Annotated in this window: 18 protein-coding genes; 10 read left to right on the top strand and 8 right to left on the bottom strand. The window is 73.0% G+C overall.

What is annotated here, in order from left to right:
• Positions 1-243 precede the first annotated feature (243 nt).
• On the top strand, positions 244-1,179 hold the full coding sequence (locus ACIG3E_RS01415; RefSeq protein ID WP_399610737.1) for a DeoR/GlpR family DNA-binding transcription regulator: 936 nt from the start codon (positions 244-246) through the stop codon (positions 1,177-1,179).
• A gap of 45 nt (positions 1,180-1,224) precedes the next feature.
• Here ACIG3E_RS01415 and ACIG3E_RS01410 read toward each other — a convergent pair whose 3' ends face one another.
• Together ACIG3E_RS01410 and ACIG3E_RS01405 are read right to left on the bottom strand one after the other, a co-directional pair.
• A complete protein-coding gene (locus ACIG3E_RS01410; RefSeq protein WP_399609831.1) occupies positions 1,225-1,782 on the bottom strand; it encodes a TetR/AcrR family transcriptional regulator in 558 nt (185 codons plus the stop codon).
• Between the two features lie 109 nt (positions 1,783-1,891).
• Positions 1,892-3,664 carry an acetyl/propionyl/methylcrotonyl-CoA carboxylase subunit alpha gene (locus tag ACIG3E_RS01405; RefSeq protein ID WP_399609829.1) on the bottom strand — a complete coding sequence of 591 codons (1,773 nt, stop codon included), beginning with the start codon at positions 3,662-3,664 and terminating at the stop codon, positions 1,892-1,894.
• A 359-nt stretch (positions 3,665-4,023) separates the two neighbouring features.
• Between ACIG3E_RS01405 and ACIG3E_RS01400 the strand changes: the two genes are divergently transcribed.
• Complete coding sequence (locus tag ACIG3E_RS01400) at positions 4,024-4,443, top strand: hypothetical protein (RefSeq protein WP_399609827.1); 420 nt, start codon at positions 4,024-4,026, stop codon at positions 4,441-4,443.
• 185 nt (positions 4,444-4,628) lie between these two features.
• Here the strand turns inward: ACIG3E_RS01400 and ACIG3E_RS01395 are convergent, their stop codons facing one another.
• Both ACIG3E_RS01395 and mmpB read right to left on the bottom strand, forming a co-directional pair.
• Positions 4,629-5,240, bottom strand: a complete 612-nt coding sequence (locus ACIG3E_RS01395; protein WP_399609825.1) for a nucleoside triphosphate pyrophosphatase — start codon at positions 5,238-5,240, stop codon at positions 4,629-4,631.
• A gap of 49 nt (positions 5,241-5,289) precedes the next feature.
• Positions 5,290-5,418, bottom strand: coding sequence for a morphogenic membrane protein MmpB (gene mmpB, locus ACIG3E_RS01390; protein ID WP_399609823.1), 129 nt, complete (start codon positions 5,416-5,418; stop codon positions 5,290-5,292).
• Positions 5,419-5,560: 142 nt separating this feature from the next.
• Between mmpB and ACIG3E_RS01385 the strand changes: the two genes are divergently transcribed.
• Positions 5,561-7,012 carry an FG-GAP repeat protein gene (locus tag ACIG3E_RS01385; RefSeq protein ID WP_399609821.1) on the top strand — a complete coding sequence of 484 codons (1,452 nt, stop codon included), beginning with the start codon at positions 5,561-5,563 and terminating at the stop codon, positions 7,010-7,012.
• Positions 7,013-7,056: 44 nt separating this feature from the next.
• Here the strand turns inward: ACIG3E_RS01385 and ACIG3E_RS01380 are convergent, their stop codons facing one another.
• Entirely contained in the window at positions 7,057-7,263 is a 207-nt protein-coding gene (locus tag ACIG3E_RS01380; protein ID WP_399609819.1) for an acyl-CoA carboxylase epsilon subunit, read from the bottom strand.
• A gap of 44 nt (positions 7,264-7,307) precedes the next feature.
• Positions 7,308-8,969 carry an acyl-CoA carboxylase subunit beta gene (locus ACIG3E_RS01375; protein ID WP_399609817.1) on the bottom strand — a complete coding sequence of 554 codons (1,662 nt, stop codon included), beginning with the start codon at positions 8,967-8,969 and terminating at the stop codon, positions 7,308-7,310.
• 127 nt (positions 8,970-9,096) lie between these two features.
• On the opposite strand from ACIG3E_RS01375, the gene ACIG3E_RS01370 reads away from it, so the two are divergent.
• The 5 genes from ACIG3E_RS01370 (at position 9,097) to hutH (ending at position 15,277) form a co-directional block, all read left to right on the top strand.
• Complete coding sequence (locus ACIG3E_RS01370) at positions 9,097-9,960, top strand: biotin--[acetyl-CoA-carboxylase] ligase (RefSeq protein WP_399609815.1); 864 nt, start codon at positions 9,097-9,099, stop codon at positions 9,958-9,960.
• A gap of 200 nt (positions 9,961-10,160) precedes the next feature.
• Positions 10,161-11,384 carry an adenylate/guanylate cyclase domain-containing protein gene (locus tag ACIG3E_RS01365; RefSeq protein WP_399609813.1) on the top strand — a complete coding sequence of 408 codons (1,224 nt, stop codon included), beginning with the start codon at positions 10,161-10,163 and terminating at the stop codon, positions 11,382-11,384.
• A gap of 85 nt (positions 11,385-11,469) precedes the next feature.
• Positions 11,470-12,264 (top strand): enoyl-CoA hydratase/isomerase family protein, encoded by a 795-nt coding sequence (locus ACIG3E_RS01360; protein ID WP_399609811.1) that lies wholly within the window; start codon positions 11,470-11,472, stop codon positions 12,262-12,264.
• Between the two features lie 183 nt (positions 12,265-12,447).
• Positions 12,448-13,590, top strand: coding sequence for a diguanylate cyclase domain-containing protein (locus ACIG3E_RS01355; RefSeq protein WP_399609809.1), 1,143 nt, complete (start codon positions 12,448-12,450; stop codon positions 13,588-13,590).
• A 148-nt stretch (positions 13,591-13,738) separates the two neighbouring features.
• Positions 13,739-15,277, top strand: a complete 1,539-nt coding sequence (gene hutH / locus ACIG3E_RS01350) for a histidine ammonia-lyase (protein WP_399610735.1) — start codon at positions 13,739-13,741, stop codon at positions 15,275-15,277.
• Here hutH and ACIG3E_RS01345 read toward each other — a convergent pair whose 3' ends face one another.
• Positions 15,278-16,813, bottom strand: a complete 1,536-nt coding sequence (locus ACIG3E_RS01345) for an APC family permease (protein WP_399609807.1) — start codon at positions 16,811-16,813, stop codon at positions 15,278-15,280.
• A 269-nt stretch (positions 16,814-17,082) separates the two neighbouring features.
• A complete protein-coding gene (locus ACIG3E_RS01340) occupies positions 17,083-17,352 on the bottom strand; it encodes a hypothetical protein (RefSeq protein WP_399609805.1) in 270 nt (89 codons plus the stop codon).
• 111 nt (positions 17,353-17,463) lie between these two features.
• On the opposite strand from ACIG3E_RS01340, the gene ACIG3E_RS01335 reads away from it, so the two are divergent.
• Together ACIG3E_RS01335 and ACIG3E_RS01330 are read left to right on the top strand one after the other, a co-directional pair.
• On the top strand, positions 17,464-17,799 hold the full coding sequence (locus ACIG3E_RS01335) for a hypothetical protein (RefSeq protein ID WP_399609803.1): 336 nt from the start codon (positions 17,464-17,466) through the stop codon (positions 17,797-17,799).
• Between the two features lie 247 nt (positions 17,800-18,046).
• The gene (locus ACIG3E_RS01330) at positions 18,047-19,294 is read left to right on the top strand and encodes an Ig-like domain-containing protein (protein WP_399609801.1); all 1,248 of its coding nucleotides are present in this window, start codon (positions 18,047-18,049) and stop codon (positions 19,292-19,294) included.
• Positions 19,295-19,506 lie beyond the last annotated feature (212 nt).

The following is a 19,506-nucleotide window of genomic DNA, read 5'->3' as shown; positions in this document are numbered from 1 at the left end:
TCCCCGGGTGCCGCGCGCGGCCGCCGGAAGTGATCCCTCCGGCGGCCGGAATCAACTCTCCGCAGGTCACAGCCTGTTGCCGTCCATGCGTCCGGCATAGGCGCGCAGAGTACCCCTATACCACTCCCACCCCTGTCGTGCGTACAACTTCTGTAATTCGGCGCAAACTGCTGAAAGCAGACGGTCGTTGGGGTTACTGTCAGTTTCGTGTTCGCTGCAGAACGTCGCCAATTGATCCTCGAAATGGTGCGGGCCAACGGGGCTGTGTCGCTCCGTGAGCTCGCCCGCGTCGTCCAGACCTCCGAAGTGACCGTACGGCGGGACGTGCGCGCGCTGGAGGCAGAAGGACTCCTCGACCGCCGGCATGGCGGTGCGGTATTGCCGGGCGGATTCACGCGGGAGTCCGGCTTTCCGCAGAAATCGCATCTCGCGTCCGCCGAGAAGACGGCCATCGCCGATCTCGCGGCGGGTCTCGTCGAAGAGGGCGAGGCCATCGTCGTCGGGGCGGGTACGACCACGCAGGAGCTGGCCCGCCGGCTCGCGCGGGTACCCGGCCTGACCGTGGTCACCAACTCCCTGCTCGTGGCCCAGGCCCTGGCCCACGCCAACAGAGTGGAAGTCGTCATGACCGGCGGCACCCTGCGCGGCACCAACTACGCCCTGGTGGGCAGTGGTGCCGAGCAGTCCCTCCAGGGGCTCAGGGTCTCGCGCGCCTTCCTGTCCGGCAGTGGCCTGACCGCCGAGCGCGGCCTGTCCACGTCGAACATGCTGTCCGCGAGCGTGGACCGCGCGCTCGTCCAGGCGGCGGCCGAGGTCGTCGTCCTCGCCGACCACACCAAACTCGGCACGGACACGATGTTCCAGACCGTGCCGACGGACGTCATCACCCGACTCGTCACCGACGAACCGCCCGCCCACGACGACCGCGCGGCCACCGAGTTGCAGGCCCTGGCGGACCAGGGCGTGCAGATCGCCGTGGCCGGTGGGGCGGCGGGCCCCGGTCAGGGTCCGGGGGTCGACTCCGTGCCCACGGGCCGCCAGCCCCGCAGGGACGTGCCGCTGCCCGGTCAGCGGCGGGGGCACGGGGGCCAGGGGCCGCAGCTGCGCAGTGCGGCGGTCCTGGGCGACCAGCAGCCCGGGGAGCGGGCGGCGCGGGTGGCCGACCTCCGGCGGCGGTAGGCCTGGGGGCGGGGCGCGCTCCGCGCCCCGCCCCCAGGCGCCGGATCAGCCCGCGGGGTGGGCCTTGAGGCCGCGCAGGGTCAGGGTGAGCAGACGGTCGGCGAGCTCCGGGTCGTCGGGGGACTCCTCGGCGGCCAGGGCGATCGCGTTCGTCAGCTGGAGCAGGTCCTCGATGGACACGCCGTCGCGCACCGCGCCCGCCGCCTGGGCGCGGGCGAGGAGGGCCGCGCCCGCCTCCCGCATGGGGCGGCTGCACCGCCCCAGCGGGGTGCTGTCGTCCCGCGACACCGACATCAGGGCCCGCGCGAGCCCCCGGTACTCGCTCGCGTGCGCGACCAGGGCGCGCAGCCACGCCACGAGGGCCGCACAGGGCTGCGGGGCGCCGAGCAGCTCCCGCGAGCGGCTCAGCAGGTCGCTGACCGCCTCCTCGAACACGGCGCTCATCAGGGCGTGCCGGTTGGGGAAGTGCCGGTACAGGGTGCCGATGCCCACGCCCGCGCGGCGGGCGACGTCTTCGAGGGAGGTGTCCGTCCCGTGCTCCGCGAAGGCGGAGCGGGCCTCCTTCAGGAGGCGCTGGTGGTTGCGCTGGGCATCGGCGCGCATACGGCCTCCTCGGTCGCCGGACGGGCGGAAAGCCTAACGCCCACCGGCCCCAGAAGGGGCGGGTGGGCGCCAGGCGGTGGCGCGGGCCCGGGGGCCCGCGCCGGGAAGGTCAGTCCTTGATCTCGCAGATGGCCGCGCCCGAGGTGAGGCTCGCGCCCACCTCGGCCTGGAGGCCCTTGACGGTGCCGGAGCGGTGGGCGTTGAGGGGCTGCTCCATCTTCATGGCCTCCAGGACCACGATGAGGTCGCCCTCCTTGACCTCTTGGCCCTCCTCGACCGCGACCTTGACGATCGTGCCCTGCATCGGCGAGGCCAGGGTGTCGCCGGACGCCGCCGGGCCCGACTTCTTGGCCGCGCGGCGCTTCGGCTTGGCGCCCGCCGAAAGGCCCGTCCGCGCGAGGGACATGCCCATGCCCGCGGGCAGGGAGACCTCCAGGCGCTTGCCGCCGACCTCGACGACGATCGTCTCGCGGTCGCCGTCCTCCTCCTCGGCGTCGCCGCCCACGGGGGCGAACGGCGGGATGTCGTTGACGAACTCGGTCTCGATCCACCGGGTGAAGACCGTGAACGGCTCGTCGGAGCCGGTCAGTTCGGGCGCGAACGCCGGGTCGGCGACCACCTTGCGGTGGAACGGGATGGCGGTGGCCATGCCCTCGACCTCGAACTCGGCCAGCGCGCGGGCGGCCCGCTCCAGGGCCTCCTTGCGGGTGCGCCCGGTGACGATCAGCTTGGCGAGCAGCGAGTCCCAGGCCGGGCCGATGACCGAGCCGGACTCGACGCCCGCGTCCAGGCGGACGCCGGGGCCCGAGGGGGCCGCGAACTTGGTGACGGTGCCGGGGGCGGGCAGGAAGCCCCGGCCCGGGTCCTCGCCGTTGATGCGGAACTCGAAGGAATGGCCGCGCAGTTCGGGGTCGCCGTAGCCGAGCTCCTCGCCGTCGGCGATGCGGAACATCTCGCGGACCAGGTCGATCCCGGCGACCTCCTCGGTGACCGGGTGCTCCACCTGGAGGCGGGTGTTGACCTCCAGGAAGGAGATCGTGCCGTCGGCGCCGACGAGGAACTCGACGGTACCCGCGCCCACGTACCCGGCCTCCTTGAGGATGGCCTTCGACGCGCTGTACAGCTCCTCGACCTGGGCGTCGGAGAGGAACGGCGCCGGGGCCTCCTCCACCAGCTTCTGGTGGCGGCGCTGGAGCGAGCAGTCACGGGTGGAGACCACGACCACGTTGCCGTGCTGGTCGGCGAGGCACTGGGTCTCGACGTGGCGCGGCTTGTCCAGGTAGCGCTCCACGAAGCACTCGCCGCGGCCGAAGGCGGCGACCGCCTCGCGCACCGCGGAGTCGTACAGCTCCGGCACCTCTTCGAGGGTGCGGGCGACCTTCAGGCCGCGGCCGCCGCCGCCGAACGCCGCCTTGATGGCGATGGGCAGGCCGTGCTCCTCGGCGAACGCGACGACCTCGTCGGCGCCCGAGACCGGGTCCGGGGTGCCCGCGACCAGCGGGGCGCCCGCGCGCTGCGCGATGTGCCGGGCGGCGACCTTGTCCCCCAGGTCCCGGATCGCCTGCGGCGGCGGGCCGATCCAGGTGAGGCCCGCGTCCAGGACGGCCTGCGCGAACTCGGCGTTCTCGGAGAGGAAGCCGTAGCCGGGGTGGACGGCGTCCGCCCCGGAGTCCTTGGCGGCGGCGAGCACCTTCGCCATGTCCAGATAACTGGTCGCCGGGGTGTCACCGCCGAGGGCGAACGCCTCGTCTGCGGCCCGCACATGCAGCGCGTCCCGGTCGGGGTCCGCGTAGACGGCGACGCTCGCGATCCCCGCATCCCGGCACGCCCGGGCGACCCGGACAGCGATTTCGCCACGGTTGGCGATGAGCACCTTGCGCACGATGGCTCCCTCCTTGAAACAAGCCGAGTTTAGGGACTGCCGACACGCCCTTTCGACCCGTCCCCATTGGTGAGCTTGCCCACACGGAGCGTGATCCGAGGCGCGCCAGACCCCCGAAATCCCTTGTCGCACCGTGGTACGCAGGGTCCCTTCCCGGCAGCGTAGCCCTCCGGTGTGCTCAAGGTCTCTGTGAGGGCGCGCTGCGGCATCGGAGCTTTCTTTGTGGAGTCCCTACGAATGGCCCAATGAATCTTTGCCTCCGGCACGGCTCTTGTCCCCGGGTTTACCCGTTAGTAGCGTGCCCGATGGCTCGTACGTACTTGCGGTAACAGCGGTCGGTGGAAGGTGGGTGGAGTGCCGTGGCGCGCAGACCAGTGGCGTGGGCGGGCGCGGTCGTGCTGTGGGCGGAGGCGGCCGGGATCGCGTTCCTCAACTGGTTCCTCGGCCTGGTCGTCGACAAGCAGAAGATGTCCCTCGCCGGGCTCGACCCGCACGCCATGACCGTGGCGACGTGGCTCGCGGGCGCCGTCCTCGGGCTCTATCTCGCGCTGTGCGGCTTCCTGCTGGCGCGCACCGCCGTGCTCGACCGCGCGCCGGGCGGGTTCGGGCACGCCGTGCTGATCAGCGCGGCCGTGGTGCACGCGCTGCTCGGCGCGTTCGCGGTGGGCCTGGTGGGCTGGCTCGCGTTCGCGTTCACGATGCTGGTCCTTGGCCTCGTCGTGCTGACGCTGATGGCCTACGACCGCCACGAGGGCCGGGCCCTGGCGGCCGCGCGCTAAGCGCTTCGCTGGAATTGCCGCGATGGGCCGTCGATCGCCTGCGGGTCCGTCGTGGCTGGTCGCTCCCCCAAGTTCTCGGCTTCGCTCGAACAGGGGGGACCCCCTTCGCGGCGGAGCCGCATATCAGCACAGCCCCGCGCCCCTTCGGGGCGCTGCCGAACCGCACCACACTTCCACAAGACCGCTTAGTCGGCCCACAACTGGGTGATGCCCACGCCCAGTTCGGCCAGGAGGCGGCGAAGGAGCGGCAGGGAGAGGCCGATCACGTTGCCGTGGTCGCCGTCGATGCCGTCGATGAACGGGGCCGAGCGGCCGTCGAGGGTGAACGCGCCCGCCACGTACAGCGGTTCGCCGCTCGCCACGTACGCCGCGATCTCCTCGTCCGAGGGCTCGCCGAAGCGGACCACCGTCGAGGCGGTGGCGGCGACGTGTCGGCCCGAGGCCGTGTCGTACACGCAGTGCCCGGTCTGCAGGACGCCCGCGCGGCCGCGCATCGCCTTCCAGCGGGCGGTGGCCTCCTCGGCGTCGGCGGGCTTGCCGAGGGCCTGGCCGTCCAGCTCGAGGACCGAGTCGCAGCCGATGACCAGGGCGCCCTTGACGTCCGGCCGCGCGGCGACCACCGACGCCTTCGCCCCGGCCAGGGCCTTGGCGAGCTCGGCCGGGGTGGGGGCGGTGACCGCGTCCTCGTCGACCCCGCTGACGACCACCTCGGGGGCGAGCCCTGCCTGGCGCAGCAGGCCGAGGCGGGCGGGGGACTGGGAGGCGAGGACGAGACGGCGGGTGGGCTGATCACTCATGCGGTCAGCCTAGGGCCTGTCCGGTGGGTCGACGCGGGGGCCCGCTCGCTCAGACGATCCCCAGGATCAGCATCGCGAGGAGCATGGCCACCGCCAGGAGCACGCCCGCGCGGCGCATCTTCGCCTGCATGTCCCGCATGTCCTTGGGGGGGTCGTTCTCCGGGTCGGACCACAGCATGGCTCCGATGGTGCGCGCCGGGGCGGGTGCGCGCCTGAGTACGCGTACCTAAGTTCCGCAGATCGTTCGTTCACCCGTACAACCCCGCGCCGGTGTCCGGTGTCAACTACGCGTTGGTCGTCTGGGAGGGGAGCGTTCTGATATGCGCGCACTGCGCACCAAGGTCGTGATGGCGGTGGCGACGGCGGCCGTGGCCACCGGGGGCCTCGTCGTCCCGCTCGCGGGCCCGGCCGCGGCCACGCCCGCCGCGAAGGGCGCCGCCGACTTCAACGGCGACGGCTACGGCGACGTGGTCCTCGCCACCCCCGACGCGACCGTGAACGGCGTCAAGAAGGCCGGGCACGTCGCCGTCCTGTACGGCTCCGCCGACGGCGTCGCGGGCGGGCGCAGGCAGCTGATCAGCCAGGCGTCGGCGAAGGTGCCGGGGGCGCCGGAGGAGCGCGATGGCTTCGGCGCCGCGTACGACACCGGGGACCTGGACGGCGACGGGTACGCGGACCTGGTCGTCGGGGTGCCGGGCGAGAACGACCAGCGCGGCCTCATCACCGTGCTGTGGGGCGGCCGCGGCGGGCTCGTCCACGGCGGTCTGAGCATGACCTCGCCGCGCGCGGGCCTCGACGTGCACTACGGCGGGTCCGTGGTCGTCGGCGACTTCGACGGCGACGGCAAGCAGCACGTGGCCACGCACTCCTACTGGGGCGCGGTCAGCCTCTCCGGCGACGGCTTCACCCGGACCCGGGCCCCGAAGCAGCAGCGCCTGCACCTCCACGGCGACGACGCCTTCCGCCTCGTGGAGCGCCTGGAGGCCGGGGACTACGACGGCGACGGCGACGACGACCTGCTCGCCTCCGGCATCGCGAACGCGGAGGGCGACGTCCTCGACGGCTGGGTCGGCTACTGGAAGGGCGGCCGCACCGGCGTCACGTTCACGCGCCCGCCCGCCGCGCTGCCCGCGACCCGCACCGGCCTCGAAGGCTCCGGCGACGTGAACAAGGACGGCTACGACGACGTAGTGATCACCGACAAGGCCGCCGCCGACGGCGGTGCGGTCGGCGTCTACTACGGCGGCGGGCGAGGCCCCGGCAGCGGCGGCGCGACGGTCCTGGACCAGAACAGCCCCGGCGTGCCGGACGAGGGCGAGGAGGGCGACGCGTTCGGCGCGAGCGCCTCAGTCGGCGACGTCGACGGCGACGGCTACGCCGACGTGGCGGTCGGCACCCCGGGCGAGGGCGCGGACGGCAGGAACGCCACCGGCGCCGTGTACGTGCTCAAGGGCTCGGCCACCGGCCTCACCGGCACCGGCGCACAGAGCCTCGGCCAGGACACGCCGGGCGTGCCGGGCGTGGCCGAGGACGACGACCGCTTCGGCTCCGCGGTCCAGGTGCGGGACACCAGCGGCGACGGCAGGGCCGAGGTGGTCGTCGCCGCGTCCGGCGAGGACGTGTTCCCCGGCGCGCGGTGGAACGACGGCTCCGCCTGGGTGCTGCGCGGCACGAAGGGCGGCATCGGCACCGCGGGGGCGTACGCGCTCAGCGAGAGGGCGTTCGGCCTGACGTACCAGAACAAGCGGTTCGGGTCCGTGCTCGGGCGCTGAACCGCCGTGGTGGGGGGTGCGGGCCGCGCCCCCCACCGGGCCCGTCACACGGGCCAGTACGTGCGGCCCCAGGACGCGGGGCCCGGCTGCGGAAGGCGCTCCCGGGCCACGCGGGCCGGGTCCGCCCAGGCGTCCGGGGTGCGGGGCGCGCCGGACGGCACCTGCGCGGCCGCCGCGGCGCGCGCCTGGACCACCGCCAGGGCGGCGGCCAGCTCCTCGGGGGTCGGGTTGCCCCGTACGACCTTGATCACGAAGGGACTCCTCGGGGGACGGGTCACGGACGTGTGCGGCTCGGCTACAGCGGGATGTTGCCGTGCTTCTTCGGGGGCAGGGACTCCCGCTTGGTGCGCAGCTGGCGCAGGCCGCGCACGAGGTGCGAGCGGGTCTCGGAGGGCATGATCACCGCGTCCACATAGCCGCGCTCGGCGGCCGTGTACGGGTTCAGGAGCGTGTCCTCGTACTCCTGGATGAGCCGCGCCCGGGTCTCCTCCTGGGCGGCCTCGTCCCCGGCCGCGGCGATGGTGCGGCGGTGCAGGATGTTCACCGCGCCCTGCGCGCCCATCACGGCGATCTGCGCGGTCGGCCAGGCCAGGTTCAGGTCCGCGCCCAGGTGCTTGGAGCCCATCACGTCGTACGCGCCGCCGAAGGCCTTGCGCGTGATCACGGTGATCAGCGGGACCGTCGCCTCCGCGTACGCGTAGATCAGCTTGGCGCCGCGGCGGATGATGCCCTCGTGCTCCTGGCCGACGCCGGGCAGGAAGCCCGGCACGTCCACGAAGGTCAGGACGGGCACGTTGAACGCGTCGCAGGTGCGCACGAAGCGCGCGGCCTTCTCGCTCGCGTCGATGTCGAGGCAGCCCGCGAACTGCATCGGCTGGTTGGCGACGATGCCCACCGGGTGGCCCTCGACGCGCCCGAAGCCGGTGAGGATGTTCGGCGCGAACAGCGGCTGCGTCTCGAAGAAGTCCCCGTCGTCCAGGACGTGCTCGATGACCGTGTGCATGTCGTACGGCTGGTTGGCGCTGTCGGGCACGAGCACGTCGAGCTCGCGGTCCTCGTCGGTCGCCTCCAGGTCCGCCTCCTCGGGGAAGGCCGGGGGCTCGCTGAGGTTGTTCGACGGCAGGTACGAGAGCAGCGACTTGACGTACTCGATCGCGTCCTTCTCGTCGCCCGCCATGTGGTGCGCCACGCCGGAGGTCGCGTTGTGCGTGCGGGCGCCGCCCAGCTCCTCGAAGCCGACGTCCTCGCCGGTGACCGTCTTGATGACGTCCGGGCCCGTGATGAACATGTGCGAGGTCTGGTCGACCATCACCGTGAAGTCGGTGATCGCCGGGGAGTACACGGCGCCGCCCGCGCACGGCCCGACGACGAGGCTGATCTGCGGGATCACCCCGGACGCGTGCGTGTTGCGGCGGAAGATCTCGCCGTACATCCCGAGGGCCATCACGCCCTCCTGGATGCGGGCGCCGCCCGAGTCGTTGATCCCGACGACCGGACAGCCCGTCTTCAGGGCGAAGTCCATCACCTTCATGATCTTCTGGCCGAAGACCTCGCCGAGCGAGCCGCCGAGGACCGTGAAGTCCTGCGAGAAGACGGCGACCGGGCGGCCGTCGACCGTGCCGTAGCCGGTCACCACGCCGTCCCCGTACGGGCGGTTGTGCTCCATGCCGAAGTCGGTGGAGCGGTGCCGGGCGAACTCGTCCAGCTCCACGAACGAGCCCTCGTCGAGCAGCAGCTCGATCCGCTCGCGCGCCGTCAACTTCCCCTTGGCGTGCTGCTTCTCGACCGCGCGCGCCGAACCGGCGTGCTTCGCCTCGTCGATGCGGCGCCGCAGGTCGGCCAGCTTCCCGGCGGTCGTGTGGATGTCGGCGCCGGGATCGCCCTTGGGGGGCTCCGGGGACTCCTGAGGCTCCTGGGGCTGCGCGGAGGGCTGCTTGGGCTCGTGCGGCTCGGACATCGGGACGCGGCTCCCTGCCTGCTCAAAGGGGACGGTGAGGGGCTTACGGCGCTGGCTACTGACTCGTAGCGTATCGGCGCGGATACGCCTGTGCAGTGCGGCGTTTACCACACCTAGGGTGGCTTGCATGACGCCGTCGAATGACCCAGAGAACACCGGGAACCGCTGGAGCGACCTGGACCGCCCGCCCCTCAACGGGGCCGCGCTGCGCCGCGCGCTCGTCCGCGACGGCGGGCTCTACCGCTCCCTGGACGTGGTGGCGTCCACCGGCTCCACCAACAGCGACCTGGCCGCCCGCGCCGACGAGCTGCCCGAGGGCGCCGTGCTCGTCGCCGAGGCGCAGAGCGCGGCGCGCGGCCGCCTGGACCGGCGCTGGACCGCGCCCGCGCGCTCGGGCCTGTTCTTCTCCGTCCTGCTCAAGCCGGACGAGGTGCCCGTCGAGCGGTGGGGCTGGCTGCCGCTGCTCACCGGCGTCGCCGTCGCCACCGGCCTGGCCCGCTCCGCCGGGGTCGACACCGCGCTGAAGTGGCCCAACGACCTGCTCGTGACCGTCGACGGGGACGAGCGCAAGGCCGGTGGCATCCTCGCCGAACGCGCGGGCGCCACCGGGGTCGTCGTCGGCATCGGCGTCAACGTCACCCTGCGCGCGGCCGAGCTCCCCGTGCCGCACGCGGGCTCCCTCGCCCTCGCGGGCGCCGTGAGCACCGACCGCGACCCCCTCCTGCGGGCCGTCCTGCGCAGCTTGGAGCGCTGGTACGGGGACTGGCGCGGGGCCGGGGGCGACCCGGCGGCCTGCGGGCTCCAGGAGGCCTACGCGGCGGGCTGCGCGACGCTCGGGCGCGCGGTGCGGGCGGAGCTGCCCGGCGGGCGCGCGGTCTCTGGCGAGGCCGTGGCGGTGGATGGGGACGGGCGGCTGGTCCTGGCTACGGGGGCCGGGGTGCGGCAGCCCATCGCGGCGGGGGACGTGGTCCACGTGCGGGGCACCGGCTGACCGGGGGCTCCGCCCCTTGGACCCCCGTATCGGCGCTCCGCGCCTCGTCCTCAAACGCCGGACGGGCTGAAAGATCTCCGGCTCGGCCCCCAGGGGGGCCGAGCCCCCAGGGAGCCGAGTCGGGAGTGAGCTGGGGCACACCTGCCGTAAAGTTGGCGCCGGTCGATATCTGACCGTGGCAGATCGGAAGGGCAGCAGGCGTGACCGTCGACGACACCGGCTCCGGCCAGGGCGCACACCCAGCCCCCGACGGTGAGCCCCGCGCGGCGGGCGCCCAGGACGACAAGCCGGACGACTCCTACCGCCCGGCGGAGCCGGACCTGGCGGCGGCCCTCGACCGCACGGCGAACCCAGGCAAGCCGGATGACCCGGACGACGACAAGGACCCCCTGGCGCTGCGCCTGGAGCAGCTGATCCTCGGGGCCGACCGGCGCTACACCCCCTTCCAGGCGGCCCGCAGCGCGGGCGTCTCCATGGAGCTGGCGTCCCGCTTCTGGCGGGCCATGGGCTTCCCCGACATCGGCCAGGCCAAGGCCCTCACCGAGGCCGACGTGCTGGCGCTGCGCCGCCTCGCGGGCCTCGTCGAGGCGGGCCTGCTGAGCGAGGCGATGGCGGTGCAGGTGGCGCGGTCCACCGGGCAGACCACCGCCCGGCTCGCGGAGTGGCAGATCGACTCGTTCCTGGAGGGCCTCACCGAGCCGCCCGAGCCGGGCATGACCCGTACGGAAGTCACGTATCCGCTCGTCGAACTGCTGCTGCCCGAGCTGGAGGAGTTCCTCATCTATGTGTGGCGGCGGCAGCTCGCCGCGGCCACGGGCCGGGTCGTCCAGGCGGCCGACGACGAGGAGATGGTCGACCGGCGGCTCGCCGTCGGCTTCGCCGACCTCGTCGGCTTCACGCGCCTGACGCGGCGCATGGAGGAGGAGGAACTCGGCGAGCTGGTCGAGGCGTTCGAGACGACGGCCGCCGACCTGGTCGCCGCGCACGGCGGACGGCTCATCAAGACCCTCGGCGACGAGGTCCTCTTCGCCGCCGACGACGCCGGGATCGCGGCCGAGATCGCGCTGCGGCTCATCGAGACCATGGCGAACGACGAGACCATGCCCGAGCTGCGCGTCGGCATCGCCTTCGGCACGGTGACGACCCGCATGGGCGACGTGTTCGGCACCACCGTGAACCTCGCGAGCCGCCTCACCTCGATAGCGCCCCGGGACGCCGTGCTCGTCGACGGGGCCCTCGCCGAGGAGCTGACCCGCACCGGGGAGGCCCCCGCGTCCGAGACGGAGGCCGCGGCGCTCGCCGAGCGCGCCGAGGAGGACGGCGAGGAGCCGCCCGGGTACCGCTTCGCGCTCCAGCCGATGTGGCAGCGGCCGGTCCGCGGCCTCGGCATCGTCGAGCCCTGGCTGCTCACCCGCAGGGGCTGACGCCCGCCCGGGGACGGGTACCCAAGGCGCGGTCCTGCTGACATGATCGCGGGGTAACGGCCGTTAACCGGGAGTTGGAGGGGTCATGGGTGAGCTGCGGTTCGGGGAGTTCGTGGGGGTACGCCGACACGGGCACGTGGCGGAACTCGCGCTTGACCGGCCCAAGGCCATGAACGCCGTGTCCAGCGCCATGGCCCGCTCCATCAGCGAGGCCTGCGACGCGCTCGGCGCGGACCGGGACGTGCGCGTGGTGGTGCTGACCTCCACGCACGAGCGCGCGTTCTGCGTGGGCGCCGACCTCAAGGAGCGCAACTCCCTCACCGACGCGGAGCTGGTGCGCCAGCGGCCCGTCAGCCGGGCCGCGTACACCGGGGTGCTCGACCTGCCGATGCCCACCGTCGCCGCCGTGCACGGCTACGCCCTCGGCGGCGGCTTCGAGCTCGCGCTGTCCTGCGACGTCATCGTCGCGGACCCGACGGCCGTCGTCGGCCTGCCCGAGGTGTCCGTGGGCGTGCTGCCCGGCGGTGGCGGCACCCAGCTGCTGCCCCGGCGCGTGGGCGCCGCGCGGGCCGCCGAGCTGATCTTCTCGGCGCGCCGCGTCGAGGCGGCGGAGGCCAAGGAGCTCGGGCTCGTCGACCTGGTGGCGGGCGAGGGCGAGGACCGCGACGAGGCCCTGGCGCTCGCCGCCCGCATCGCCGCGAACTCGCCCGTCGGGCTGCGCGCCGCCAAGCGCGCGCTGCGCCTCGGCCACGGGCTCGACCTGCGCGCGGGCCTGGAGGTGGAGGACGCGGCCTGGCGATCGGTGGCGTTCTCCGGGGACCGGGCGGAGGGCGTGGCAGCGTTCAACGAGAAGCGGAAGCCGGAGTGGCCCGGGGAGTAGGACCGTCCGGGGGCTAGCGCCCCGGGGGCTCGTGCCCCGAAGGGGCGCGGGGAACTGCGCGACCAGCCACGATGACGCCGCAGCCGCCCGACAGCCCATCGAGGCAATCCGGCGAAGCGTAGAGGGGCCCCGGGGCCCGGCCCCCGTGTCTCCCTTTGCCCAGATTGTCCGTAACCTGGAGTGATGGGAAGCAACGCTCGGTTGCGCGCCGTCGTGGCGCTCGCGCAGGGCATGGCCGCCGCGCACACCCCGCGCGGGTCCTGGCGCGCGGCCGCCCAGGGCGCCCGGCGGGCCCTGGACGGGAGCTTCGCCGCGCTGTCCGTGTGGGAGCGCGAGCGCGGGCGCCTGCGCGTCCTCGCCAACGTCGGGGAGCTGGCCGCGGGGGAGGAGGAGTTCCCCGAGGGCGAGGCCTACCCCGTCCACCAGTTCCCGGAGATCACCGAGTTCCTGCACGAGCGCTGGGCGGGCGGTGGCGAGCCGCACGCCTGGGTGGAGACCGCGCAGGGGCCCGAGGGCGGCGAGCGCGCGGGCTACTGCCACCAGCGGGTCGCCGCGCTGCGCAGGCGCGGGCGCGGCTGCTGCGTGGTGGCCCCGATCGTCCTGCGCGGGCGCGCCTGGGGCGAGCTGTACGTGGCGCGGCCGGTGGGCGCGCCGGTCTTCGACCGGACCGACGCGGACTTCGCCACCGTCCTCGCGGCCGTGGTCGCCGCCGGGATCGCCCAGACCGAGCGCCTGGAGGAGGCCCGGCGCCTCGCCTTCACGGACTCCCTCACCGGCCTCGCCAACCGGCGCGCGGTCGACGTACGGCTCGACGAGGCCGTGGCGCGGCACCGGGTCGAGGGTGTCGTCGTCAGCCTCGTCGTCTGCGACGTGAACGGGCTCAAGCAGGTCAACGACCAGCTCGGGCACGCGGTCGGCGACCGGCTCCTGGAGCGCTTCGGCTCGCTGCTCTCGCTGTGCGGGGCGATGTTGCCGGGGGCCCTCGCGGCCCGGCTCGGCGGCGACGAGTTCTGCCTCCTGTCGGTCGGCCCCTCCTCGGACGAGGTGGTGCGGGTCGCCGACGAACTGTGCCTGCGGGCGTACGAGTTGGAGCTGGGCGAGGGGGTCGCCTGCGGGGTCGCGTCGACGGGGGACCCGATCGGTCCGGTGCGGTCGGCCCGGCGCCTGTTCCGGCTCGCGGACGCGGCGCAGTACCGGGCCAAGGGCGCGCGGGCGCTGAAGCCGGTGGTCGCGGGCCGCGAGGGCGCGGACGACCCCGTGGTGCGCCTCGCGGACGAGGCGGCGACCCCCGCGCACGGCGAGCGACGCCGCTTCCGCGGCCGCTGACCCGCGCGGGGCCGGGGCGCACCCCTCCTGTGGTGTTCCCCCTGTCCTGCGGTGTTCCCCCGGGGAACCCTGCGGTCGTCCGCAGGGAACCGTGCGGAGTTCCCCAGTGACACGGGGAGTTTCAATGCGTACGCTCCTGAATATGGATATGCAGACTGTCGTCGTAGGGACGTCCGGCACCACCGCCGCGGACGTCGTGGCCGTCGCCCGCCGAAACGCCCGCATCGAGCTCGGCGACGACGCCGTCGTCGCCCTCACCGCGGCCCGGGAGATCGTCGACGCCCTCGCCGCCAAACCGGAGCCGGTCTACGGCGTCTCCACCGGCTTCGGCGCCCTCGCCAGTCGGCACATCGACCACGACCTGCGCGCCCAGCTCCAGCGGAACATCGTCCGCTCGCACGCGGCGGGCATGGGCCCGCGCGTGGAGCGCGAGGTCGTGCGGGCGCTGATGTTCCTGCGCCTGAAGACGGTCTGCTCCGGCCACACCGGGGTGCGCCCGCAGGTCGCGCAGACCATGGCCGACGTCCTGAACGCGGGCATCACCCCGGTCGTCCACGAGTACGGCTCCCTGGGCTGCTCCGGCGACCTCGCCCCGCTCAGCCACTGCGCCCTGACCCTGATGGGCGAGGGCGACGCCGAGGGCCCGGACGGGACGGTGCGGCCCGCCGCCGAGCTGCTCGCCGAGCACGGCATCGCCCCGGTCGAGCTGCGCGAGAAGGAGGGCCTCGCGCTGCTCAACGGCACCGACGGCATGCTCGGCATGCTGGTGATGGCCCTCGCCGACCTGGACGTCCTGTACAAGTCCGCCGACATCACCGCCGCGCTCTCCCTGGAGGCCCTGCTCGGCACGGAGAAGGTCCTCGCGCCCGAGCTGCACGCCATCCGCCCGCACCCGGGGCAGGCGGCCGCGGCGGCCAACATGCTGGCCGTCCTCGCCGGTTCGGGCCTGACCGGGCACCACCAGGACGACGCGCCGCGCGTCCAGGACGCGTACTCGGTGCGGTGCGCCCCGCAGGTCGCGGGCGCGGGCCGGGACACCCTCGCGCACGCCCGCACCGTGGCCGAGCGCGAGCTGGCCGCCGCCGTCGACAACCCGGTCGTCCTGCCGGACGGACGCGTGGAGTCCAACGGCAACTTCCACGGCGCGCCCGTCGCGTACGTCCTGGACTTCCTCGCCGTCGCCGCCGCCGACCTCGGCTCCATCGCCGAGCGGCGCACCGACCGGCTCCTCGACAAGAACCGTTCGCACGGCCTGCCGCCGTTCCTCGCCGACGACGCCGGTGTCGACTCCGGCCTGATGATCGCCCAGTACACGCAGGCCGCCCTGGTCAGCGAGATGAAGCGGCTCGCCGTCCCGGCCTCCGCCGACTCGATCCCGTCCTCCGCCATGCAGGAGGACCACGTCTCCATGGGCTGGTCGGCCGCGCGCAAGCTGCGTACGGCCGTCGACAACCTCGCCCGGATCCTCGCCGTCGAGCTGTACGCCGCCACGCGCGCCGTCGAGCTGCGCAAGGGCCTCACCCCCGCCCCCGCGAGCCGCGCCGTCATCGAGGCCGTCCGCAAGGCGGGCGTCGAGGGCCCGGGCCCGGACCGCTTCCTCGCGCCGGACCTGGCGGCGGCGGAGAAGTTCGTCCGCGGCGGCGAGCTCGTCACCGCCGCGGAGCAGGTCACGGGTCCGCTGGCCTGATCACGGCTTCGGCACCGGCTCCGGTTCGCCCGGAGCCGGGTCGTCGTCAGCGGGGCCTGTGGTGTCCGCGGGGCCCGTGGTGCCCACCGGGCCTGTCGTGTCCGCCGGGCCCGTGGTGTCCGCCGTGCTCGCCGTCAGGAAGTCCTCGCTGATCTCCTTCGGCCCGTACGGCCACACCTTCTCCCGGCGCGCCCACACCACGAACGCCACGCAGCCGAGCGCGACCCAGGCGAGCGACCACTCGATGGGGCGGCGGCCCGGCGCGTTCTTGTCGGCGTACCCGTAGATGACCAGCCAGCCCGCGAGCGCCACGAGGCTCGGCAGCGGGTACAGCCACATGCGGTAGGGGCGGCGCAGCGTCGGCTGGCGGCGGCGCAGCACGCTCAGGGCGAGGATCTGGGCAAGCGCCTGCACCAGGACCATCACGGCCGTCAGGAGCTGGATCAGGGTCGCGAGGTCGGTGTGGCGGCCGAGCAGGAAGCCCCCGGACGTCACCACGCCCATCGTCGCGAGGCCGAGCACCGGGAAGCGGTGCCGGGCGTGCAGCTTCGCGTACGGCCGGAAGAACACGCGGTCGCGGGCCGCGTCGTAGGGCACCCGGGAGCCGCCGAGCAGCCCCGCGAAGACGGACGCGAACGCGGTGATCAGGATGAGCACGGTCACCGCGTCCGCCGCGCCCTTGCCCCAGGTCTCCTCCAGTACGGCTGACGCGACGGACGTCGAGGCCACGTCGTCGGGGTCCGTCATGCGGTGCCAGTCGATGACGCCGAGCGTGCCGATCTGGAGCAGCAGGTAGATCGTCATGATGCCGAGGATCGAGAAGACGATCGCGCGGGGCAGGGTGCGCCCCGGGTCCTTGATCTCGGCGCCCAGGTAGGCGGCCGTGTTGTAGCCGAGGTAGTCGTAGATGCCGATCGTCAGGCCGCCCGCGAAGCCGATCCAGAAGTGGTCGCTGGTCAGCTCGAAGGCGCCGGACGGGTAGGTGAACGCCAGGTCGGCGTCGAAGTGCGTGAGCGAGGCGACGATCACGCAGCCCACCGACGCGACCATCACGACCCACATCACCGCCGTGATCCGCGCGATGTGCTCGATGCCGCGCCACAGCAGCGCGATGACGAGCGCGATCACCCCGAGCCCGATCAGATCGCCCGTCGTCCGCCCCATGCCGGGCGCGAGGTAGCCCAGGTACTGCACGAACCCCACGATGCCCGTGGACATGCCCACCGGGATGAACAGCATCGCCGTCCACACGAACAGGAACGGCATCAGCCGCCCGGTGCGGTACTGGAAGGCCTGGCGCAGATAGACGTAGCTGCCGCCCGAGCCCGGCATGGCGGCGCTCAGCTCGGCCCAGACCAGGCCGTCCGCGAGCGCGAGCAGCGCGCCCGCGACGAACCCGGTGACCGCCTGCGGCCCGCCGAACGCCGCGACCATCAGCGGGATCGTCACGAAAGGTCCGATGCCGCACATCTGGCTCATGTTGATGGCGGTGGCCTGGAAGGGGCCTACGCGGCGTACGAAGCCCTTCTCCGGCATGGGAGCCTCCTGGGCGCGACGGTCGGCACGGCCGATCGACAACGGTACGATCGATCGCTGCCGGGCCCAAGAGGTAGGACGAAAGCGGGGGTTGGGGCTTCAGCTGTCGGCTCTGCTCCATGCCTGAGGGGCCCCTGGTCCGCAGGGGCCGACCGGCGGAGGGGAGGGGCAGCACGCCGACGGGCCGTCGGGTGTCTGCGGCCTCATCGTGGCTGGTCGCGCAGTTCCCCGCGCCCCTTCGGGGCGCTCCCGTACAGCAGCGGACGTCATCATGACCGGCGTACCGAATACGCCACGAAACCCGCCCCGAGCCCCAGGAACGCCGTGCCGCCCACCACGTACGGGGTGGTGTCGGCGCCACTCGTGTCGGCACCGCCCGTGTCCGCGAGCCGGGCCTCGGTGGCGGTCGCCCGGGCCGCGGCGGAGGTGTGGTGGCGCGCGTCGGGCGCCGGGGCCGCCTTCGCGGAGGGGACGAAGCACAGGGCGCTGAGCAGGGCCGCGGCGGCGGCCGCGGTCAGCAGCGGGCGAAGTGCGGTCACGGGAAGCGGATCCCCCTTGTGGAGCTGGCGAATTGGCCGTCTGGGGCGATGCTAATGAAAGGCGCGGGTCGTGCGGAAGCCGAGCCGGGCACGGGCCGTACCCTCCCTCCCATGAACGTGAACGAAACATCACGCTTTGTACGGCTGCGTGCCGAATTGATCGTCGAGGTGGACGGGTCCGGCGACCTGACCGCCGCCGCCCTGAAGCGCGTCGTGGACGACCCCCACCTGCCCGACGACGAGCGCACGCACGCCGAGTCCACCGTCAAGGAGGACGACGCCGAGGCGCTCGCCTATCTCGTGGACCCCTTCGACCTGGTCAAGGAGCTGCCCGGCATCGAGCTGACCCAGGCGTCCTGGAGCAGCGAAGTGATCGACTACGACCCCGATTCGCCGGACTGGGACCCGGACGAGCATGATGACGCCGAGGACGGCGAGGAGCCCTAGGGCTCACCCGCGGCACCGCGCACCGGTCAGTACCGGAAAGCGGGACGGAGCCCCGGACGGCGACCGCCGCCCGGGGCTCCGTCGTCTCCTGAGCGCACGGCGGTCCCGGCCGTCCCGCCCGGCGTGGCGTTCCCCACATCTAGGGTGGAAATGGAACGCGGAGCACCGGGAACTGCGTTAGGCGTGAAGCGGGATTACGGGACCCCCTGGGTCTTGTGTGGATTCGGCAACGATGGAGATGCGTGTAATGACGGACAGTAAGCGGCGCAGAGGTCTGGTGGCCGTGTCCGCCCTGGTCGGCGGGGTGCTCGTGCTCTCCGCCTGTAGCGGTGACGACGGCGACAAGAAGGGCTCCGGCGGCAAGGAGTCGCAGAGCCAGGTCGACGAGGCGGCGGCGGAGAAGACCTCGGCGGCCAAGATCGCGATCGCGCCGAAGAACGGCTCCGACAACGCGAGCATCAACAAGGACGCCAAGGTCACCGTGAGCGAGGGCACGCTCACGAACGTCGTGATGAAGGCCGAGGGCGGCGCCGCGGTCGCCGGGCGGATATCCGCGGACAAGAAGACCTGGAAGCCCAGCACCCAGCTGGAGCGGGCCACGACGTACAAGATCACCGCGACCGCCGCGGACTCCGAGGGCCGCAAGGCGCACGAGAACTCGTCCTTCACGACCGTGTCGAAGGCCAACAGCTTCATCGGCAGCTTCACCCCCGAGGACGGCTCCACGGTCGGCGTGGGCATGCCGGTGTCGATCAACTTCGACAAGCCGATCACCAACAGGAAGGCCGTGCAGAGCGGGGTCAAGGTGACCTCGACCTCCGGCCAGGAGATCGTCGGCCACTGGTTCGGCAACCAGCGCCTGGACTTCCGCCCCCAGGACTACTGGAAGGCCCACACCACCGTCACGCTGAAGCTGGCCCTGGACGGCGTCGAGGGCGCCGACGGGGTGTTCGGCGTCCAGCAGAAGACGGTCCAGTTCAAGATCGGGCGCAATCAGGTCTCCGTCGTGGACGTCAAGACCAAGCAGATGAAGATCACGCGCGACGGGAAGGTCGTCAAGACCATCCCGATCTCCGCCGGGTCGCCCGACAACAAGACGTACAACGGCAAGATGGTGGTCTCCGAGAAGTTCAAGGAGACCCGGATGAACGGCGCGACCGTGGGCTTCACGGACAGCGACGGCAAGGGCGAGTACGACATCAAGGACGTGCCGCACGCCATGCGCCTGTCCAGCTCCGGCACCTTCATCCACGGCAACTACTGGGGCTCGCGGTCGATCTTCGGCAATGTGAACACCAGCCACGGCTGCATCGGCCTGCAGGACGCGAAGGGCGCGGGCGACAAGTCGACCCCGGGCTCCTGGTTCTTCGAGAACACGATCACCGGTGACGTCGTCGACGTCCGCAACACCGGCGACAAGACGATCGCCCCGGACAACGGCCTGAACGGCTGGAACATGAGCTGGGCGCAGTGGAAGGCGGGCTCCGCCCTCTGACCCACCGCCTCCGGGCCGTCCGCACGGGCCCGCACCCCGCCCGGGGTGCGGGCCCGTCGCGCGTCTGGGGACGGGCCCGTCGCGCGTGCGGCGGCGGGTCGTGGCGGCGGCGCCGGGGCCCGCGCTCCGTGTCCGTGGCGTTGCGGCACCATGTTGAACCGGCCAACAAGCTCAACTATTCACTTCTGTCTCATAGTTGAACGGATATCGTC

The sequence above is a fragment of the Streptomyces sp. NPDC053474 genome, assembly GCF_044544845.1.
GTDB lineage: Bacteria > Actinomycetota > Actinomycetes > Streptomycetales > Streptomycetaceae > Streptomyces.
Note: the sequence above shows the minus strand (reverse complement) of the source record. Positions and strands in the feature narration are given on the sequence as shown.